Raw genomic sequence first — 20062 nt, forward strand, 5'->3', positions numbered from 1 at the left:
GGAATTGAAGGTCAATGCCGGGGAAGCCGCCTCGAGGCGGCTTCCCCTTTTCAACGTGTAAAGGACGATCTTGGACAATCAGCACAACCCGGAGAAAGACCGTATCGGGCAGGCCTTTGCCCTGGCCAGAGCCGAGAAACCGGCCTACGCCGATCTCTATCCTTTCCTCGAAACGCTTTTCCTGCTCAGGGCGGGCGGCAAGAGCGCCGCGCGTCCGGAGCGGTTCGAGTTGAGCGCCGAGCACGCGCGGGCCCGCTGGGAAGGCTCCTTCCCACTGCTCAGGCGCTGGGAGTTTCCGCTCGACACGGAGGCGGCGGAAAGCCTCCTCGAAATGATTGCCGGAAGCCTCCCGGAAGACAACGTGCAGCTCAAGGGAGCCCATGAGTCCCTCTCCCGCGCCCTGGCGAACCATCCCGAGCAGAGAACGGCCATCTGGAGAAGTTTCCTCCAGCATGAAATGGAACCCTGGGAGGAATGGCTGGATGTGGCGGGAGTGGATACGGCGTCCCTGCTCTTCCTGGCCAGGAACTGCCTCAGGCCTTCGGTGGAACTGGTGGCCGAAGATCTGCTGCAACGCTTCCCCATCCCGAAGGAGTGGCTGAAAGGATACTGCCCGGTCTGCGGGTCGCTCCCATCGCTTCTCTTCCTCGAAAAAGACGGCCAACGAAACGGGTATTGTTCCTGGTGCGGCACGTCCTGGGGACTCAACCGCCTCCAGTGCTGCTATTGCGACAACCGCTTCCATGAATCGCTCGGCTATCTGTACGCGGAGGCCGAGACTCATTACCACATCCAGTACTGCAATCTGTGCAAGTACTACTTCAAGCTCGTCCTCACGGGTGAGTTGCTGTACCCGCCGTATTTGCCGCTGGAGGAATGGACGACGCTTCATCTTGATCTTCTGGCCCAGCGCGCCGGTTTTAAGCAACCTCCCTCCCCCTCCCCAGTGGTCTATGGAGATGCCCCGGCGTAGCGAGACATCCGGCAGACCTCATGGACGAAAGGATTGATCGACCGTCACCTTCGCTCTGGGCTTTTCTTTCGAAAGCCCCCGGCTCGGCACCTGTCGATGTTTTGTTGCGAACGGCCCAGCCATGGCGTTTTGTTCCGGCTCGCCCGCGGGACGCCGAGATTGGGCGGGGGGCGTGAAGCCTTCCGGTGCAACTTATCCGGGTCCCTCAAGCGGGCCTGGCCCCGCCCGCCTCACCATCCGCCGATCCCCCGTTCCGTGATTGTGAACGACAATCGGTATTCCAGGGACGGCAACAAGGGTCTTGCGGCTTTGCGACGCGAGTCCCCCGTCCATGAGGTCTTGCCGGATGGAAGGTTCTTTCCTTCACTCGCGATTTCGAGTAAACATTAGGAGTCTCAAGGCGAGGTCCCCGACATCATGGTTTTCGACGAGCACTGGAAGACTCACTACCGCGAACGCCTCGACACCGCGAAGTCCACACTCGAAGCGGCGATCAAAGACGGCAACCGGATATTCATCGCATCCGCCTGCGGTGAGCCGCAGCATCTCGTCCGTGCTCTTGTGGAGCTGCTCCCGCGTTACCGGGACCTGGAACTGGTGCAAAATCTGTCGGTGGGGGAACTGCCGGAAGACTGGAGTGAGTTGAAGGATCACTGCCGCCTGAAGACTTTCTTCGTCGGGCCCCGCGTGCGCAAAGCGGTGAACGAGGGCTTTGCCGACTATATTCCAACCTATTTTTCGGCCATTCCCGGCTTGATCCGCGAAGACAACCTGTGGGCGGTCGACATATGCCTGATACAGGTATCGCCGCCCGATGAACACGGCTTCTGCTCGCTGGGCATCGCCGTCGAGATAACGAAGTCGGCCGCGGATGCGGCCAAGATCGTCATCGCCCAGGTCAATCCGAGAATGCCGCGGGTTTTGGGCGATTCCTTCCTGCACGTTTCCCAGATCGACCACTTCGTGGAGTACGAAGAACCTCTGATCGAGGTGGTTTTTCGAGAGCGCAGCGCCATCACGGAGCGGATCGCCAAGTACGTCTCGCTGCTCGTCGAGGACGGCTCCACCCTCCAGGTCGGTGTCGGCCGGATCGTCAATTCCGTGCTCACCTACCTGGAGGACAAGAAGGACCTGGGAGTCCATACCGAAATTCTCACGGACGCGCATCTGCATCTGGTCAAGAAGGGCGTCATCACCGGTCTGAGAAAAGAGGTGCACCCGGGCCGGATTGTGACCAGCGCGTGTACGGGCAGCGCGGATCTCTACAGTTTCGTTCACAACAACCCCGAGGTCGAGATCTACCCCATCGAGTACGTCAACGACCGCAGGCTGATCAGCCGACACGATCAGATGGTCGCCATCAATTCCGCCCTGGAAATCGACCTCAGCGGGCAGGTCTGCTCGGATTCCATCGGTCACACCATCCACAGCGGGATCGGCGGTTTCGTGGACTTCACGCACGGTGCTGCAACCGCCCGTCACGGCAAGAGCATCATCGTGCTGCCGTCCACCAGCACGGACGGCCGCCGATCGCGCATAGTCAGCCATCTGGCAAGCGGCGCCGGAGTAGTGAGTTCCCGGAGCATGGTGCGGTACGTGGTCACCGAGTTCGGCATCGCCTATCTGCATGGAAAGACCATTCGCGAGCGTGCCCTGGCCCTTATCAATATTGCCCACCCGAAGTTCAGGGAACGCCTGCTCGGGGAAGCGAAACGACTCCGGTACGTTTATGACGACCAGATCCTGCCTCCGATCTACGAACCGCTGTATCCGGGCCAGTGGGAAACGCATCGGCTTTTTCCCGGAGACAGGAACATCTTCTTCCGGCCCATCAAGCCCACCGACGAAAGAGGCGTGCAGGAATTCTTCTATTCCCTTCCCGACCAGGACATTTACTACCGCTTCCTTTCCGCCATGAAAGTGTTCCCTCATCGGAACACGCAGGGCATGTGCAACATCGACTACGAACACGAGATGGCCATTGTGGGCGTCACCGGCGAGATCGGCAGTGAAACCATCATCGGCCTCGGCCGGTACATCCTGGATCAGAAGACCAACATCGCCGAAGTGGACTTTGCGGTGGCGGCCGAATGGCAGCGTATCGGAATCGGGACCTTCCTGCTCCACTATCTTTGTGAAATCGCCGGGAGCAAGGGGATCACGGGATTCACGGCCTACGTTCTGGCCGCCAACCGGAAGATGCTTTCGGTATTCCACAAAGTCGGCTATTTCATTCATACCACCCTGGAAGACGGGGTCTACGAGATTTCGTTCCGTTTCGACGAACCGGCCTCGACCTGCCCGGTGGATTGCCCACCATGACCGGCCATTCTGAAATCCGCTTTTCACCGTCCGAACTCGCCTTCGATATCGACGGGGTTGTCGCCGACACGATGGAGGTCTTCGTGCGGCTCGCTCACGGCCGTTACGGGCTGACCTATCTCACCAAGGAACATCTCGGGTGTTACAACCTGTATCAGTGCCTCGATCTCGAAAAGGAAGTCATCGACGACCTGATTTGCCTCACCCTCGATGACGAACACACGCTCCAGATTCCTCCCGTGAGCGACGCGCCCGAGGTCCTGACCGAATTGTCCAGGCATGGACCCCTGCGGTTCGTCACCGCGCGGATCTGGCCGGAAAGCATCATCCGCTGGCTCCACATGACCCTTTCCGAAGTGAGCGCCAACGATATAAAGGTTGTCGCCACCGGCACCCCCGAAGCCAAGCTGAAAGTTCTCAAGGATCTCGGCGTACGGTGCTTTGTGGAAGATCGCCTTGAAACTTGCAGAATGCTGGCCAATGAAGGCATTCAACCCCTCGTTTTTGACCAGCCCTGGAACCGAACTTTCCTGGACGACGAGTTCCCCCGCGTCAGGAACTGGTCGCAGTTGCGGCAATGGGTCTTGCCCCGGAACGGAGAACTGTTGTAGAGTGCAATGTCTTCAGGAGAAACCGGCCCTGTGCATTCGGTTGAAAATTTTCCAGTGTAATCGTTGGGTTGATCGATTACACCCCGTGAGGTCTCCTTGTCAAACCGGACGAGTTCCTTCGAGCATTTTGATCTCGCAAAGACCACTCGGAGAAGATAAAATTAAAAGATTGAAGAAATTGGGGCACTGAACCCGGACCGACTCTCACGACGGCATATTGGGGCATTTCGCACATGTCGGGCGTTTTGATCCCGACAGGAACCGGGACCGAAAACCGCTGGATTGATCGAATTTCATGAGTAAGAATGAATCTCTTCCCATACAGGTGAAAGCCGGTCGCGAAGGTTTTACCCTCGTGATTCACCAGACGGCTCCTTTCGAGTCCATTCTGGAATACATGACGCAGCGGATGTCGGAATCCCAGGACTTTTTCGGTCAGTCCGAAATATCCCTGGATCTTCGGTCGAGGCCGTTGCGCACCGATGAAATCGCGGCGCTCTGCGATTTGCTGACGAAAAGCTCGAAACTGAAACTGGTTGAAGTGCGATTGAGCGATGAGGTCCGGTTTTCGCTGGACAGAAGCCGTGCGGCCAAAGAGGCGGCCCCGGCGAAACGGCGGTCGGTGCCGAAAGACGTGGAACCGGTCATCGTGCGCAATACCTGTCGATCGGGGGCCCGAGTGGTATCAGCCACGGATTGCGTGGTCCTGGGAGACGTGAACCCGGGAGCTGAAATCATCGCCGCCGGTGACATCATCGTGTTCGGCAACCTCAGGGGATTGGCCCATGCCGGGGCCACGGGGGACCGTTCCGCGCGGATCTGGGCGCTGAGCATCGAACCGAATCAGCTCCGTATTGCGGACCTCGTCGCCGTCCCGCCCCGTGGGAACAAGCCGGTTCCCAAGAGATACGAGATCGCCGAGATTCGCGAGAACCAGATCGCAGTGAGCACGATGTAGGCGTTCGCGCCGCTCACACGGGACGATTCGAGATTCTTTTCTGTTAACTTCAATAACGGATGGGACAAATCATGGCTGGAAAAGTGATTGTCGTGACCTCCGGCAAAGGCGGCGTCGGCAAGACAACTACCGTTGCCAATATAGGAACGACGCTGGCGAAGAAGAAACACAGCGTCGTCATGATCGATGCGGACATCGGGTTGCGCAACCTGGACGTCGTCATGGGACTCGAGAATCGCATCGTCTACAATCTGGTGGACATCATCGAGGGAAAATGCCGCAAGCAGCAGGCGATGATCCGCGACCGCAAACTGGCCAATCTCTACATCATCCCGGCGGCACAGACGCGCGAAAAGAACGCGGTGCAACCGGAGCAGATGAAGAGCCTGTGCGCTGAACTGGCCGAGGAATTCGACTACGTTCTCATCGACTGTCCCGCGGGTATCGAACAGGGGTTCCGAAATGCCGTGGCGGGGGCTCAGACGGCTTTGATCGTCACCACGCCGGAGGTCTCGGCCATTCGGGATGCCGACCGCGTCATCGGGCTGCTCGAGGCGGGACTTCTCCGGGACATTCACCTGATCGTCAACCGGTTGAATCAACGCATGGTCAAAAAAGGCGACATGATGTCGACAGCCGATATCGTGAGTCTCCTCGCGGTGCCGCTGCTGGGGGTGGTTCCGGAAAGCGAGGAGGTGGTGATTTCCACCAACCGCGGCGTGCCGCTGGTACATGATCGGGGGAGCAGGGCCGGAATTGCTTTCCAGAAAATCGCGGCTCGACTCAATGGGGAGCAGATTCCCATCGAGGAAGAGAATGGAAACGGTTTCATTTCCCGCATGAAGCGATTCATCTGGAGCTAGACGGGAGGATTATCTGATGCTGAAAGCAATCCGGAGGTTCTTTGGGGAAAAGGCTAGCGGTCAGGTCGCCCGCCGACGCATGCAGGTGGTTCTCATGCACGACCGGATGGACCTGACACCCGATATCATGGAAGCACTGCGCAATGATATCCTGGCGGTGATTTCGAGGTACATGGAAATCGACAGCCGGAGCATCCGGGTGGACCTCGAGCAGGGCAAGGAATATATGGCTCTCGTTTCAAACATCCAAATAAAGCGCGTCTACCGGAAGGCCGCCCCTGACATTCGATCCTAGTTGAACGCCCGATTTTGAAGGTCTTCCGGAAGATGAACCCGGCAAGGCTGCCGGCAATGAGGCGCTTCCCCCAGGGAGGACATGGTTCCTCAGGCCGTTTTGACAGGCACCGGGACGAAGACGAAGGCGCCTCTAATGGGTTGTGACGCACAATACGGGGGATTTTCCCGAATCGGTTCCCTCGCCGTCGCGCGAAGAAACCGAAGAATGATCAGCGTGTTGCCGCAAACCGGGATACCGCGCGTCATTGCAGCTCCGGCACGGCCGCACGACGAACCGAGACTCCAGCATGGCCCTCAGAGTCTTTCTTGCCGCAACGTTGCGCAGGTACGTTCCCGGATATGACGGTGCCGTCGGATGTGCCCTGGAAATTCGTCGGGGTTCCTGCGTGCGGGATGTGGCAAAAGCGTTCGGTGTACCCGAGGATGAGGTGAAACTGATCCTTGTGAACGGCATCGGCTCGAACTGGGACACCGTTCTCGAAGGCGACGAACGGGTGGCCCTGTTTCCGCCGGTCGGCGGCGGCTGATTCACACACCCGGGCGGCCGAGCTCGACACCCCTCCCGGCAGTCATGAAACGGATGCCGCTCGATCCCCGGTTTGTTCGGCTTGCCGGGCGAAGGCGATCCTTCCCGATTGCCGCCACGGGGAGACACCCTTTTCCACGACACTCCGTGCTTCAATGCGTCCCGCGATTCGCGCCAAACAAAAGCAACCCGTCGGAATCTCATCGAAGGACGCTGAAACGTGAACAGCCCGGGAAGGGCAAGAACGTCCACCCCCGATCAAGACTGGAGCCCGGGTTGCTCCCGAACTGCTTCAAAACGATCCTACCGCCCTCTTCTTCATTTCAACGAAGCCGAAAGCACGGCCTTCCCCCTGCGGGCGAGGACGCGGGGTCACTCGCCTATGGCCTCTGCGAGTTTGCGCACGCTCTCCTCGAGCTCCGAGAACAGGTCCAGGGAAAGCGTCAGGCCTTTCTTGGAAGGATGGTATTCGCCGTCGTCTCCCTTGTAATAAATCCTCAGGTCTACGTAGTCCTTGCCTTTGAAGACCGTCAGGGAGGCGCGAACCTCCTCGAGGGGATTCTTGGGGAACGAGTAGACCGTCTTCGCTTCTTTCGCCATGATCGCATCCTTGCTTAAGACTCTGGAAATCGGGTTCCAAAAGCAGCTTCGGGCACAGAGAATCCATCCAGTGAAAGATTCCGTTCGGGAATGCCGCCGCACCGCCGGCTTGAATCATCCCGAGAAGGAAGAAGAGTTCTCCCGCCCCCTTCCTGGGAAGGGGACGGGAGAGGAAAAAGAAATCCGATCCTTTTGACGGATGGAGGAATTGTGTGTCTGACCTTCAAGTCGAAACTTCAAGACCAAAGGATCAATTAAAGCTCGTTCATCGGACCGCCCGAAAGTGGCACATTAAATTACTCTCCTTTAACTTGACAAGGAGAAAATCGGCGGTGCGCTCATACTGTGGGCTCCGACACCGGGCCGAGGCGGCGCATGATCGCCACATGCGGTGCCGACGGCACGTGAGGGGGTAGGGACAGACCCGCCCCTCCTCATGCAATCACCGGGGCGACGTTGTGCGCTCCCGGCCAACGTGTCGAGCGCGAACCGTTATTGACCGGGTCAACAGACGGCCGCCCACGACCGCGTCGTTTCCTGCCGGGCGTTTGCTTCACGATCCTGAACGGAACCCGCCCTCAGGGGAAAGGACCCGATGAAGCGAAAAAGCCCACGAAAGCCGGTCATCAACTCTCGTGGGCCAATACTCTTCATTCAGGCGCCCGGACGCCTTCCCAACGGTTATTCCGCCACTGCCGCCTTGTCCACGGCAAGAGCGGGGGCCGCAACCGGTTCCGCCGCCAGGTATTTTTCCTTCACTTTCAGCAGGAAGAGCACCACGGGCCTGTAGGCAAGGTGCGCCCATTTGGCGAACGGCACTTCCAGGACCAGCATCGGGATGGCCACCATCATGTGGATGATGTAGAGGGCGTAGGTGGGCAAGGGCCAGTCGAGGAGGCGGGTGAAGTGGATGAAGATACCGGTCATTGTGGTCAGCTGCAAAAGAATCAGGAACATCCAGTCGGTTCCATGGGAATTCTTGTACGGGGGCTTGCTCTTTTTCAAACGGCCGATGATGGCGTAGGTCGTGCCGTACATGATGGCAAAGGTCGAGTAGTATCCCACGAGCCTGATGGGATGCCAGATCGGGTAGATTTCCGCATCCCGCTGGAACCACCGAATGAAGACGACAACCAGCAGGAACACCGAAGCATACCCGGTCATGATCATCAGGTGCACGAACCACTGTTTCTTATCCGTGCAAAGCCCGAAGCGTTTCTGGGTCAAGGTGTGAATCAAGAGCTCCTTGACCTCGCCGGCGTACATCTTCAGGGGAATCTTGAACGCCAGATCCCCCATTACGGCTTTGAAGCATCGGAAGACGTTGCTCAGAAGCAGGAACGACAAGATCGCGGCCATGACAAGGTCTGCGATTTCGATACTGTGCGCCGGCCACAAGGAATTGAGGTAGGCATGTTCCCAGTTGGGCTTGCCCGTGTTGAAAATCAGAAGGCCGATTCCGACCAGCAATCCGACGATGGAGACCGCCATGATTTCGAATTTCTCGGAAGTGTAGAACTTGCGAGCGAACCCCGTCCAGTCGTACAGGGAAGTGAGATAACGGCGCATGACCATCATTGTTTCGCCCGGTTCGGCGCCTCGCGGGCATCGAGTGGAGCAGTCGCCGCAGTAGTAGCAGAGCCAGGGTTCCGGGGACGCGAGGATCTTGTCCTTCTGCCCAAGTTGCGCATACCTGACCATTTTCCTCGGAAAAGGATTGTCCGGCGTCGATAGCGGACACACCGCCGTACAGGTTCCGCAATTATAACACTTGGCGGCATCCTTCAGTCCGAAGGCCTCCAGATCTTTCATCAAGTTGGGGTCAACTCGATTGCTCATGCCTTTCACCTCCTGGCATTTCACTGTGTGAATATGTTCGAAGCATTGCCGGACGGAGGCAGGAGCCGGAAGCCCGGTTCCGGCCTCCGGCTCCGCACTCTCAATTCTGCGGCGTCCGGCGATGCCCGGACGAACACGACAGACCGTTAATAGCCCTTGTACGGGTTGGGACCAACCTCGACGAGTCTTTCAGCGTATTCGTCCAGTAGAGCGGGGAGCTTGTCGTAGTCGGTGATGGCAACGGTTTCAAAACGAACGCGGTCGGACTCCAAAACCAATCGATCCAGCGTCTCCTTGACCTTGCTCAAACGGATATTGGCCAGCTCGCTGCCTTTCACGAAATGGCACTGATAGTTGTCGCCGTGACGGCATCCGAGCAGAAGCACGCCGTCGATGCCCTTCGAAAGCGTATCGGCCACCCACACGAGGTTCAGAGAACCGAGGCAGCGCACGGGGATGACGCGCACCCACGCATTGTAGTTCATGCGGCGCAGGCCGACCATGTCGAGTGCGGGGTAGGCGTCGTTTTCGCAACACAAAACGAGAATGCGGGGCTTCTCCTCGTACTCGTCCGGAACGTTGATGGACTTGATTATGTCGCCGATCATTGCCACCGAGTAGTTCTTGAAGGAGATGATACGCTCGGGGCAGGCGCCCATGCACACACTGCACCGGCGGCAGCGGGTGGGCTGGGGCAGCGGGTTGCCTTTCTCATCCTCGTTGATCGCCCCGAAGGGACATTCCTCGGTGCATCGCTTGCACTGGGTGCAACGCTGCATGAAGAATTCGGGATAGCTCAAGTCCCCCACCCTGGGATGCACGGCCATGCCCTGGCTCGTCAGCTCCACGCACTGAATCGCCTTCATCACGGCGCCCGCGGCATCTTCAACGGCGCCGGCAGTGCCCATCGGGCGTCGCACCGGACCCGCGGCATAGATGCCCGTGCGGCGGCTTTCATAAGGAAAGCAGATGAAATGAGAATCGGGGAAACCGTATTGCAGGCCGGGAAGCTCAGGCCCCTGGCGGTATTCCAGGTTGAGTACGTCGGAAACGAGGATGGCGTCGGCCGGCACATCGCTCTTCTCCTCCTCCCCCTCCTTCTTCTCCTTCGCCTTGAAATCTTCCCCGAATGCCGTTACGGGAACCATGCCGGTGGCCAGAATCACCATGTCCAGGTCGCCCAGGACGATCTTCTCGCCCAGCAACTCATCGTGAGCTTCCACCATGAGCTCCCTGCCGCTCACCTTGACTTCGGGATCCTGGCAGCGGACGAAAATCACGCCTTCCTGCTGGGCTTTCCGGTAGAAATCCTCCCCCTGACCGGGAGTGCGCATTTCCTTGTACACCACGAAAACGTTGGAGCCGGGGTTCTTCTGCTTCACCTGGATCGCCTGCTTGAGCGCGGTGAAGCAGCAGACCGACGAACAGTAGGGCAGGTGTTGGGGGTCACGCTGCCCGGCGCACTGCAGGAAGGCAACGTTTCTCACCGCCCGGCCGTCGCTCGGACGCCCGATTTGACCCGACTGGCTCAGCTCTTCGAACATTACGTTGGTGACGACGTTGGGGGAAGCCCCGAACCCGAGCTTCTTGTCCAGATTGGCCGGATCATAGGGCTGCCAGCCGGCCGCAAGGATCACCGAGCCGATGGGATGCTCCGCAACGGACCCGTTCTGCTTGATCGACGCGGTGAACACGCAGGGCCCGCCCACCAGCTTCTCGACCTTGGCACCGGTATAGGTCTTGATCTTGTCGTTTTTCTTCACATCTGCGATCAGTCGGTCGACGTCGTTGGCCGTGATCTCCTTGTAGGGAAAGGTCACTTTGTGGGTGACTTTCTTCTGGAAGCCGCCGAGTTCGGCCTCCTTCTCGACCAGGATCACCGAGTAGCCGGCCCCGGCCGCCTCCACGGCAGCGGTCATACCCGTCACGCCGCCGCCCACCACCAGGATGTCCTTGGACATTTCCTGTTCCGGCTTGTAAGGATCGGGCAATTCCGACTTGTTCACACGCGTGACGCTCATGCGAACGTAGTCCTCGGCCATCATCTGAGTATCTTCATCGTTGGCCGGATGCGACCAGACCACCTGCTCTCGAATGTTGGCCCGATCCAGCACCACGCCCTGGAAGTTGAACACGTCGTACATCACCCGCAGCGAACAGGCGGCGATGACGATCGAATTCACCCCTTCGTTGGCAATGTCGTCTTGAATGAGCTTCACCCCGTCCGGGTTGCAGAGGTTGGGGTGGGTCTTGCAGATCGGGGCTTTGCAATCCGATGTGGCAACGCTGCTCAGTTGCTCTATGTCGAGGGCATCGCCGATGCCACATCCCGAACAAATGTAAACTGCTACCTTCTTCTCCATTGAGTCTACCTCCTGGCAATGGACTGGATGGCTTTGAGTGCTGCTGCCGTTCCATCTTGAACCGATTCGGAAACACCCGCGGGCGTCCTCGTGCAACCGGCGCCGATAATCCCCGGCTTCCCGCCTTCGGAACCGACAAAACCGTAGTCGCCCAAGGGAATGCCGTTCGGCGCGCCGGCCACCGAAGTGGTCGGCTGCATGCCCGTCGCCAGCACCGCCATGTCAACGGTGATTTCATGCAACGACCCGGCCGTGGTGTCCTCGACACGCAGCGTCAGATTCTTTGTGGCGCCGTCTTCTTCGATCTTGGCCACTTTACCCTTGAAGAAAACCACATTCTGGTCTTCCTTGACCTTCCTGTAGAAATCTTCAAGCCTGTCCGTCGCCCGGATGTCGATAAAGAAGATGTAGACTTTGGCGTCCGGATACTGCTCCCGAATGTAAGTGGCCTGCTTCATGGAGGCCATGCAGCAGATGGAGGAGCAGAACGGGAGGTGGTTTTCATCCCGCGAGCCGGCGCACTGAACGAAAGCGATGGTCTGAGGTTCCTTCCCGTCCGAAGGCCGAACGATTTTGCCCTGGGTGGGCCCGCCGAAGGAAGCCAGCCGTTCCATCATCACATTGGTGATGACGTTGGGGTACTTCCCGAAGCCGAGCGTGTCCAGCCTGGTCGCGTCGTAAGGCTGCCAACCCGTGGCCCAGATGATGGAACCGACGGTCAGGTTCAGCGATTTCGCCTGCATGTCCAGCTCGATGGCATTGTAGGCACATGCCTCTTGCACCTTCTGTGCCTCGCCGCTCTTGACGAGTGCGGGGTCGAGAACGAAACGCATGGGGAAGGCCATGTCGTGGGGGAGGTACGCGGCCTTGATCTTGTCCATGCCGTAGTTGAAGGCGTTCTCGATTTCCATGGCGCAGGCTTCGGCACACTTGCCGCACGCGGTGCAGTTCTCGTTGACGTAACGGGGGTTGATCTTCACGGACACGTCCCAGTTGCCTTCCTGGCCGGACACTCTCTCGACCTCGGCAAGCGTCAGGACGCGGACTCTGGGATTGTTCTTGATCCGGCGAAAGTTGATCTCCAGACCACAGTAGGGGGGACACAATTTGGGGAAATACTGATGAAGCTGAGCCACTCGGCCTCCCAGATACGGATTTTTCTCCACGAGGTAGACTTCGTGCCCCGCTTCTGCTGCTTCGATGGCGGCGGTGAGCCCGCTCATGCCGCCTCCGACCACCAGAATACTCTGTGTTACTGCGTTTGCCATTCTTCATCCTCCTAGGCTGATTGAAAAAATATCGAGAACCCCCACCAGCGTTCGGGTGCAATCTCCGAAGATCACGATTTGGGTGGATTTGGTGCAGAACTTGCGCCGATAAGACCGGCTTCCCGCGCGCATCCATGCACAAGGCGGACATTCCATACAGTCAAATGACCGAAAAATGACGGAATCTGAGATTTCAACGCGCTTCTTATATGATTTATCTGCAAAACGTCAACCCTTTACCCGCGGTTGTGAAAAGATGCTCACTACGCACGGCCCATTTCCCTTGCCAAGACGGGTGTCTTGCCTTAAATTTACAGGCTCCGGCAAAGCCTAAACCACGCTTTTCGTCCGTCTTCACCAGGTAAACAAGGCACAATTGTCAACATGAAAAAGGAATGGAGCGGGTCAATGAACGATAGACAGGATCAAAAAGGCAAATGGACTGAGATGGGAGTCAAATTCATACTCTCGCTTGCGGCACTGTTCCCCTTCTATGCGATCGGTTTTGTGACTTTTCCGGCCTCCCTCGTGGCCCTCTACCTGATATCGGCAGCACTCGTCGCCATCTTTGCCCCCTGGGAGAAACTCAAAGAGAGGTTCCTTCAGTAGCCGTCGGGCGACCAGATCCGCAAGCGCTCCGGTCCGATACGGACCACCCGCGAACAAAAACCGGCTCCCGAGGGAGCCGGCGCACCCTCAAAAACATTCTTCACTGCAACTCCAAAATTGTAAATTACTGCAAGAACCGGTGTGTGTCTATACCATAGTTCATTGTTTGTGACAACTTAGCTCCGTTCGAGCCGGCGCTGGCGGTTGCCCGCCCTCACCCTCTCCCCGGCCGCGCTCCATATCTTTCCCCTCATCTTCCGCACGATCGCTCCCGGATGGGTCGGCGCCTTCCGCCTGCGCGTCTCCACCCATTTTTCGAGTCGTTCTGTCCAGTCTTTCCAAGACAGCGATGTCTTCTCCCGTGGAAGCGCCGAGCTCTTTGAATCTCCTTGCGGCGACGAGGACGCGCCCCTCCACCGACCCGACCGTTCGGTTGTAGGCGTCCACCGCCCGATCCAGCCCTTTGCGCAAATCGGAAAGATGCCCCGCCAAAGAGCGTATTCGATCATAGAGCGTCTTCCCCAATTCGCTGATTTCCATCGCGTTCTCCGCGATCCGTTCATGGCGCCAACCGTGGGCAACCGCGCGCAACAGAGCGATCAGGGTGGTGGGTGTCGCAAGGATGACCTTCTTCTGGACGCCGTACTCGATCAATGCCGGGTCCTGTTCCAGCGCCGCGCTGAAAAACGTCTCCCCCGGCAGAAACAGCACGGCGAATTCCGGGGCCGGAGAAAACTGTTCCCAGTAGGCCTTGCCGCCGAGCTGGTTCAAATGCGAGCGGATGTGGCGGGCGTGCTCCTTCAGCTTTTCGATCCTGGCCGATTCCTCTCGCGTCTCCAAGGCTTCCAGGTAGGCCTGGAGAGGCGCCTTGGAATCCACCACCACGTTCTTGCGATTGGGCAGCTTGACGATCATGTCGGGCCGCAGCCGCCCGTGCTCCCCGCAGGTCGATTCCTGCTGCACGAAATCACAGTACTCGAGCATCCCGGCGATCTCGACCACTCTTCTGAGCTGTATCTCCCCCCAGCGGCCGCGCACGGTGGGCGTTCTCAGCGCCTGCACCAGGGCCGACGTCTCCCGATTGAGCCTGTCCTGCGTCAGGGCCAGCATTCTCATTTGTTCGTGCAAGCCGACGTAAGCCGTGGATCGCGCCTTTTCCATTTCGGCGATCTTCTCATCCACCTTGACCAGCGATTCCCGCAACGGCCCGACCAACTCCCCTATCGCCTGACGGCGACTGTCGAGATCGCAGCGCGCGCCTTCCTGGAATTTCTCGAGGGTCGCCCGGGCGAGCTCGAGAAAGGACTGGTTGTTGCTTTTCAGTGCGTCCGCCGAGAGCGCTTTGAACGCATCCGAGAGCCGCGCCTGGGCTTCATGGAGCAGGCTCAATTTCTCGTGCGACGCCTTGCGCTCCTCTCCCAGCCTCGTTTCCACTTCCGCCAGCCGCGCGCGCAATCCAACCTGCTCGTCGGCCAGCACTCGAAGCCGCTCGTCCCGCTCCTTGAGCTTCGCATCCAACTCCGGAATGCGGGACGTCTTTTCCTCCGCGGCGGCTCTTCTCGCCGATTCGGCCTGAAGCCCGGCTCGAAGCATATCGGTTTCCGTCGCGGCCCTGCCGAGCAAAACGTTCAATTCCTCCACTCGCCGTTCCGTGCCGGAAAGCCGTTCCCCCAGCCTGGCATTCTCCATTTCCAGCTCGGCCGTCACCTTCTCATACGCACGTTGTATCCTCAGCCGAAAGCAGAGCCCGCCCAGAACGATACCCCCCAGAACACCGAGGATCACCTCCCGGTAAGGCATCAGGTACGCAATCCAGTCCGTCATCGTCTTCCCCTCGTTTTCCAGTGATCCGACCGCTCCGCTCACTCATCCGCCGACCGCCGTCGCAGCTCGCCGACCCGCTCTCCCCTTTCGCCGAGTATGCGCCGACGCCATGCCGGTGAAAATCGGAGTCGGAAACGCCTCGAGGAACCCCGATTCTCTCCCGCACTGAATACCCCCGTCCATCCTTCATTGCGGGAAGCCCGGATCGGGCTCTTTCCCGGATGCGAACCCTCCCATTAGAACACCCCGGCTTCACACGCTCCCATCGCTCGTTGCCGGCCTCCGGCTCATGAAGGTCCGCGGGAACGGCGACGATCATTCAGAGCCTTGCTGTGAGCTCCGGGCTCAAGGCCGTTTCCGGGATGAGTGCCGCACCGCGCTCACTAAATACCCACGCGGCGTGAATGTCCAGCACGATCATCGCCGTCCGGACACGCGGCGATCACCGGGCGTTCCTTGACCGACGCGAAATCCGGGGCTATCTTCAACCTGTGATCTATCTTATCGAGAGGAGCTGAACCGATGATTGAATGCCCCGATGGGAAATCCAACGTTACGAATGAAGAAGCAAAGCTGATTCTCGGCCGAAGCAAGACCGTGGCCGTCGTCGGAATATCTCACAAAGCGGACAGAGACAGCCACAGGGTTGCGAAATATTTGAAGGATCACGGGTACAGGATCATTCCCGTGAATCCGAAGTACCGCGACGTTCTGGGCGAGAAATGCTATCCCGATCTGAAAGCGGTGCCGGAACACATCGACGTGGTGGACATCTTCAGGAACGTCGAGATGATCCCCGGAATCGTGGATGAGGCGGTTGCGGTGGGTGCGGATGCCGTCTGGATGCAACGCGGCCTTCTTCACGAAAAGGCCGCGCAAAGAGCTCGATCCGCGGGCCTTGTCGTGGTCATGGACGAGTGCATGATGGAAACGCACATCCGCCTCAACGGCGGATGCCGTCCCAATTCAAGCGCCTGACGATCCGTAGGGGAACTCGGGAAGCGGCGTTTGCGTGTCCCCCCCCCGGATCATGGCTCTGCGCGACAAAACCGATCGGTCCCGATCCGGGGGGGCAACCCGTTCTTTGTCTCTCATCCGGGCTAGCATCCCACGATCCAGACGGCCTGACGCCGGGCCATTTGGAGGAGCTTGGCGATCACTCTGCCCATGTCGTAATTCTCCGTCCGGGTCAACCCTCTCCGGCCCGCCACGATCGTTCCGAAGTCCCCGGTTTCCGCTTCCTCTAGAATTGCGCCGGCACGGCTTTTCACTCCGTTGATGACTTTGGTGGTCACTCTGCCCGCCGAAATCCCGAAGGCCTCCAAATGGTCGATCGCTTCCTCGAAAGTGGGCCGGATCCGCTCCTCGGCCTCCCGGGTCAGCCTTTGCATGTATTCACCCATGAAGACCTTCTGGTATCCTGCCAGCGTGCCGTCCAGTCCTCTGACGACGTGAACAAGCTCGATCGCAGTGCCCGTTCCACCGAGCACCTTCCCCACGTGATCCACAGCCTGCATGGCACTGTCCGAGCGATCCACGGCAATCAGCACCTTTCCCCTCGCGGGTCTGCCGCCCACCAGCCACACGGGTATTTTACACAGCTTGACGGCAAGCTTGGACGCGATGCTTCCCAAAACAGCGTTCTGGAGAGGGTTCAGGCCCCTGCGTCCGAGCACGACCGCCTCATACCCGTTCACGGCTTCCGCGGCGATATCCCGCGCGAAGCCTTCTTTGAGCTCGCTGACTTTGATCTTGACCGCACTCGATGCAAAACCCGCGCTCAGTAAAGCTCGACGCCCGGTTTCCATGAATTCCTCGATGGTCTCTTCCTGCTGTTTCTCCCACTCCGCAAGGCCTTTGTCCTCACCGTGCCATCCGGGATCGAATCCGAGGTCGCGCAACGGTTCGGGCACTTTGCTCATCACATGAAACAGCACCATTTCATTCTCGCGCGGCAGGCACCGCGCCGCATACCTGACCATTTCCAACGCCTGCTTCGACCCATCCAACGCCAACAGGATGCTCTTTCCGTTCCGACTCATTGTTTTCTCCTCTTTTCGTGTTCGGCGAGACAGTCCCGGAAAGCCGGCGGAAAGACCGGCCCGGGGTCTGCTCCACGCAATCGTTCCAGGGTTCACGCCGTGAGTGAGGGCTACCGGTTTGACTGCTGGCTGTTCACCTGAAAACATTACACTTTGTTTGAGTTATATGATTATGCCTATTTCTTTAGTCATGTTCTATTCCAAAAAAAAGAAGGCGCTATGCTACGTCGGCGATGGTCGTGCGCTCCATTTTGTCCGAAAGATAATCCCGCACTTCCTTGAAAAGAGCCAGCAGCTTGCCTTCCTTCTCAATGGGCGTGGGTTCGTAGAAATACTTGCTCGCGGACTCCGTCGGGGCCAGTGCGCCGTCGAAAAGCCGGATGATCTCGGCAAGAGTGATCGTGTCCGCGGGTTTGGCCAGTCGAAAACCTCCGTTCTTGCCCTTGGAACTGTGCAGGTACTTGGCAAGCCGGAGCGACAACAGGATTTGTTCCAGGAACTTGGGGGGAATGCCCTGAGCCGCCGCGATGGCCGGCACCGGGATGAATGTCTCGCCCTGGTGACGCGCCAGGTAAACCAGCGCCAGCAGAGCGTACTCACTGCGGCATGTCAGCCTCATGATTTTCCCCCGGTCGCCTTTCAAGCCGTTGCGTCGTTTCGGTGCAACCCGCCCCTCCCGTGCCACCCCGCTCGAATATCATGGGGATCCAAACTCAATCTCTATAAGATTACTAAACTAGTAGGATCGATCGATTCAGTCAAGTTTTTTCCCTTCGTGATGAAACAAACGCATTCCCGGCATCAGAGCGCGATCCCCCGTCGTCTTCTCCCCTCCCCGGCGCCTTTGTTCCGTCGAAAGAGGAACCCGCGCTGCAACCGTAACGGCTGTAGACGAACGAAGATGGGTCGATGAACCGGTTGCGCCGCAGGCCGATTCACATTAGATTCCATGGCGTATCGCGTTTCCGGAAGACCCTCCCATGGGCGGTTTGTCTCGGGCGGAGGCTCTCCGGTTCAATCCGTCACATCCGTGAAAGCGGAGCACCATGAGCCCGAACCGATCGCTTCTGCAACCGGGTGCTGCAACGCACGCCAGAAATCGGGATTTCGCGAAGATCTCCCGTTACTATCGGAGCTTCTATCGGGATATGCGGCAAAACGCGGTCCTCCCCTACCGGCTCACTGCCCTTGGGGCTTGGGCGACCTCGCGCGCGCCGCACGTCTACGCCTTTTTCAGGACGCTCGACCTCGGCCGGAACCGCCTGTTCATCGACCTGGGGAGCGGCGACGGAATCGTCGCCTGCATCGCCGCCCTTTTCACCAGGGCGGTGGGCATCGAAGTGGACCTCGATCTGTGCGGGGCCGCCCGCAAGGCCGCTCGAATCGCCGGGATAAGCACGCGCGTGGAATTCATCTGCGCGGATTATCTCGATCTGCGAATCAGCCGGGCCGACTGCCTGTACATCTATCCCGACAAGCCCATCGCGCGCCTCGAACGGCTCCTGGGCGGCTGGAGGGGCAGCCTGCTCGTCAACGGCCCGCATCTTCCACCGGAAGAATTCGCCGCGGTGCGCAGGCTCCGCTGCGGCAGAGAAACATTAACGGTCTACCGGCGGCCGCTCTGAGCGCCGCCGATTCTCCCTTCAACCCCGCGCTGCGCCATCGCCTGGATGTCAGGCGGAGAGGATGACCCGCGCGATCCGTTCCTGGTCTTCCGGTTCGAGATAGGGGTGCATCGGCAGGCTGAAAATTCTTCTTGAGCAAGCTTCACTGACCGGGAAATCGCCCTCCCGGTAACCGAGGCTGCTGAAGGCGGGCTGTAGATGCAGGGGTCTGGGATAGTAGATGGCCGTGGGAACCCCGGCTTTCCCGAGGTTCTCCTGAAGGAGCGCCCGGTGCGACGCGTCCCGGGCCAGGACGGAATACTGCGCCCAGGCGGAGCAACAGTCCGCGGGAACTTTGGGTACGCGGACCCCGGAGGAATCGTGGTCGAGGAAAAACGAGTACTGGCCGGCAACTCTTTCTCTCATAATCCGTTCCTCGGGGAAAATCTCGAATTTCGCCAGCAACACGGCCGCCTGCAGCGTATCGAGACGCCCGTTGAGGCCGATCTCAAGGTTCTCGTACTTGTCCCTGCCCTGTCCGTGGACGAGCAGGGACCTCATCCGTGCAGCCAGCCGGCCGTCGCCCGTAAAGATCATACCGCCGTCCCCGTATGCTCCGAGGGGCTTGGCGGGGAAGAAGGACGTACAGGCGATTTCGGCCAACGCGCATGCTTTCCGGGCCTTGTACTCCCCTCCGAAGGACTGGGCGGCGTCCTCGATCACGACGAGCCCCCCATCCGCGGCCAGGGCATTGATCCGGTCGTAGTCGGCTGGAATGCCGAAAAGGTCTACGGGCATGACGGCCTTCAACCGCGGAGGCTTGGCGTAGTCTCCGGCCGGCAAGGGATGAAGGGATGCATCCCATTCCGTTGCGGCTCGAATCACCCGTTCCAGGGCGGCAGGGTCCATGTTGAAGGTGAGCGAATCGATATCCGTGAAAACGGGGATGGCGCCGGCCAGCATTATGGCCTCGGCGGTGGCCGTGAACGTAAAAGGCGAAGTGATCACCGCATCCCCGGAACCGACGCCGCAAGCCATCAACGCCAGAAGAAGCGCATCGGTACCCGAGGAACAGCCGACGCCGTGCGCCACCCCGACGTATTCGGCCAGCTTCTTTTCAAGCATGGCAATTTCCGGCCCCATGATGTACTGACCGTGATCGAGGACGGCATGGATACGGTTTTCGATTGCCTTTCTGATGCGTTTTTGCTGAGCTCCCAAATCGATGAATCTCATGCGGACCTCGTTTCGCCCCGGGGCTTGGTGAGTGAACAACAACAATCGGAAAAGGCGCGCGGCGGAACAGGGAACGAACATGCCGTCCGGCGACAAGAGTTGCTATACCTGCATTGTGAAAGAAGTT

18 protein-coding genes are annotated in these 20062 nt (G+C 59.0%); 10 read left to right on the forward strand and 8 right to left on the reverse strand.

Annotated elements, in window-relative coordinates:
- Positions 1 to 70: 70 nt before the first annotated feature.
- From SFUM_RS06655 to SFUM_RS06685, 7 genes are all read left to right on the forward strand, one after another.
- Entirely contained in the window at positions 71 to 973 is a 903-nt protein-coding gene (locus SFUM_RS06655) for a formate dehydrogenase accessory protein FdhE (protein ID WP_011698139.1), read from the forward strand.
- 417 nt (positions 974 to 1390) lie between these two features.
- Complete coding sequence (locus SFUM_RS06660) at positions 1391 to 3295, forward strand: bifunctional acetyl-CoA hydrolase/transferase family protein/GNAT family N-acetyltransferase (protein WP_011698141.1); 1905 nt, start codon at positions 1391 to 1393, stop codon at positions 3293 to 3295.
- Entirely contained in the window at positions 3292 to 3906 is a 615-nt protein-coding gene (locus SFUM_RS06665) for a 5' nucleotidase, NT5C type (RefSeq protein ID WP_011698142.1), read from the forward strand. The genes SFUM_RS06660 and SFUM_RS06665 overlap by 4 nt, the downstream gene beginning before the upstream one ends.
- A gap of 295 nt (positions 3907 to 4201) precedes the next feature.
- Positions 4202 to 4864: a septum site-determining protein MinC gene (gene minC / locus SFUM_RS21520; RefSeq protein WP_011698143.1), complete on the forward strand. Its 663-nt coding sequence runs from the start codon at positions 4202 to 4204 to the stop codon at positions 4862 to 4864.
- A gap of 71 nt (positions 4865 to 4935) precedes the next feature.
- Positions 4936 to 5727, forward strand: a complete 792-nt coding sequence (gene minD, locus SFUM_RS06675) for a septum site-determining protein MinD (protein ID WP_011698144.1) — start codon at positions 4936 to 4938, stop codon at positions 5725 to 5727.
- 16 nt (positions 5728 to 5743) lie between these two features.
- Positions 5744 to 6022 carry a cell division topological specificity factor MinE gene (gene minE / locus SFUM_RS06680; protein WP_011698145.1) on the forward strand — a complete coding sequence of 93 codons (279 nt, stop codon included), beginning with the start codon at positions 5744 to 5746 and terminating at the stop codon, positions 6020 to 6022.
- Positions 6023 to 6311: 289 nt separating this feature from the next.
- A complete protein-coding gene (locus SFUM_RS06685; protein ID WP_041440071.1) occupies positions 6312 to 6551 on the forward strand; it encodes a MoaD/ThiS family protein in 240 nt (79 codons plus the stop codon).
- 371 nt (positions 6552 to 6922) lie between these two features.
- Here SFUM_RS06685 and SFUM_RS06690 read toward each other — a convergent pair whose 3' ends face one another.
- The 4 genes from SFUM_RS06690 to SFUM_RS06710 form a co-directional block, all read right to left on the reverse strand.
- Entirely contained in the window at positions 6923 to 7150 is a 228-nt protein-coding gene (locus SFUM_RS06690) for a transcriptional coactivator p15/PC4 family protein (protein WP_011698147.1), read from the reverse strand.
- Positions 7151 to 7831: 681 nt separating this feature from the next.
- The gene (locus SFUM_RS06700; protein ID WP_011698148.1) at positions 7832 to 8989 is read right to left on the reverse strand and encodes a 4Fe-4S dicluster domain-containing protein; all 1158 of its coding nucleotides are present in this window, start codon (positions 8987 to 8989) and stop codon (positions 7832 to 7834) included.
- Positions 8990 to 9135: 146 nt separating this feature from the next.
- The gene (locus tag SFUM_RS06705; protein WP_011698149.1) at positions 9136 to 11352 is read right to left on the reverse strand and encodes an FAD-dependent oxidoreductase; all 2217 of its coding nucleotides are present in this window, start codon (positions 11350 to 11352) and stop codon (positions 9136 to 9138) included.
- Between the two features lie 5 nt (positions 11353 to 11357).
- Positions 11358 to 12620, reverse strand: coding sequence for a CoB--CoM heterodisulfide reductase iron-sulfur subunit A family protein (locus tag SFUM_RS06710; protein ID WP_011698150.1), 1263 nt, complete (start codon positions 12618 to 12620; stop codon positions 11358 to 11360).
- Positions 12621 to 13028: 408 nt separating this feature from the next.
- Between SFUM_RS06710 and SFUM_RS06715 the strand changes: the two genes are divergently transcribed.
- Positions 13029 to 13229: a hypothetical protein gene (locus SFUM_RS06715; RefSeq protein ID WP_041440075.1), complete on the forward strand. Its 201-nt coding sequence runs from the start codon at positions 13029 to 13031 to the stop codon at positions 13227 to 13229.
- Between the two features lie 159 nt (positions 13230 to 13388).
- Here SFUM_RS06715 and SFUM_RS06720 read toward each other — a convergent pair whose 3' ends face one another.
- Positions 13389 to 15053, reverse strand: a complete 1665-nt coding sequence (locus SFUM_RS06720) for a DNA recombination protein RmuC (RefSeq protein WP_011698151.1) — start codon at positions 15051 to 15053, stop codon at positions 13389 to 13391.
- Positions 15054 to 15575: 522 nt separating this feature from the next.
- Between SFUM_RS06720 and SFUM_RS06725 the strand changes: the two genes are divergently transcribed.
- A complete protein-coding gene (locus SFUM_RS06725) occupies positions 15576 to 16031 on the forward strand; it encodes a CoA-binding protein (RefSeq protein ID WP_011698152.1) in 456 nt (151 codons plus the stop codon).
- A gap of 122 nt (positions 16032 to 16153) precedes the next feature.
- Here SFUM_RS06725 and SFUM_RS06730 read toward each other — a convergent pair whose 3' ends face one another.
- On the reverse strand, positions 16154 to 17095 hold the full coding sequence (locus SFUM_RS06730; RefSeq protein WP_011698153.1) for a universal stress protein: 942 nt from the start codon (positions 17093 to 17095) through the stop codon (positions 16154 to 16156).
- 217 nt (positions 17096 to 17312) lie between these two features.
- A complete protein-coding gene (locus SFUM_RS06735) occupies positions 17313 to 17714 on the reverse strand; it encodes an RrF2 family transcriptional regulator (RefSeq protein ID WP_011698154.1) in 402 nt (133 codons plus the stop codon).
- Between the two features lie 427 nt (positions 17715 to 18141).
- Here SFUM_RS06735 and SFUM_RS21525 point away from each other — a divergent pair, with 427 nt between their 5' ends.
- Positions 18142 to 18720: an SAM-dependent methyltransferase gene (locus SFUM_RS21525; protein ID WP_011698155.1), complete on the forward strand. Its 579-nt coding sequence runs from the start codon at positions 18142 to 18144 to the stop codon at positions 18718 to 18720.
- Positions 18721 to 18768: 48 nt separating this feature from the next.
- On the opposite strand, the gene SFUM_RS06745 is transcribed toward SFUM_RS21525, so the two are convergent.
- Positions 18769 to 19935, reverse strand: coding sequence for a DegT/DnrJ/EryC1/StrS family aminotransferase (locus tag SFUM_RS06745; RefSeq protein WP_011698156.1), 1167 nt, complete (start codon positions 19933 to 19935; stop codon positions 18769 to 18771).
- Positions 19936 to 20062 lie beyond the last annotated feature (127 nt).

This window comes from Syntrophobacter fumaroxidans MPOB (assembly GCF_000014965.1).
In the GTDB taxonomy this organism is placed as follows: domain Bacteria; phylum Desulfobacterota; class Syntrophobacteria; order Syntrophobacterales; family Syntrophobacteraceae; genus Syntrophobacter; species Syntrophobacter fumaroxidans.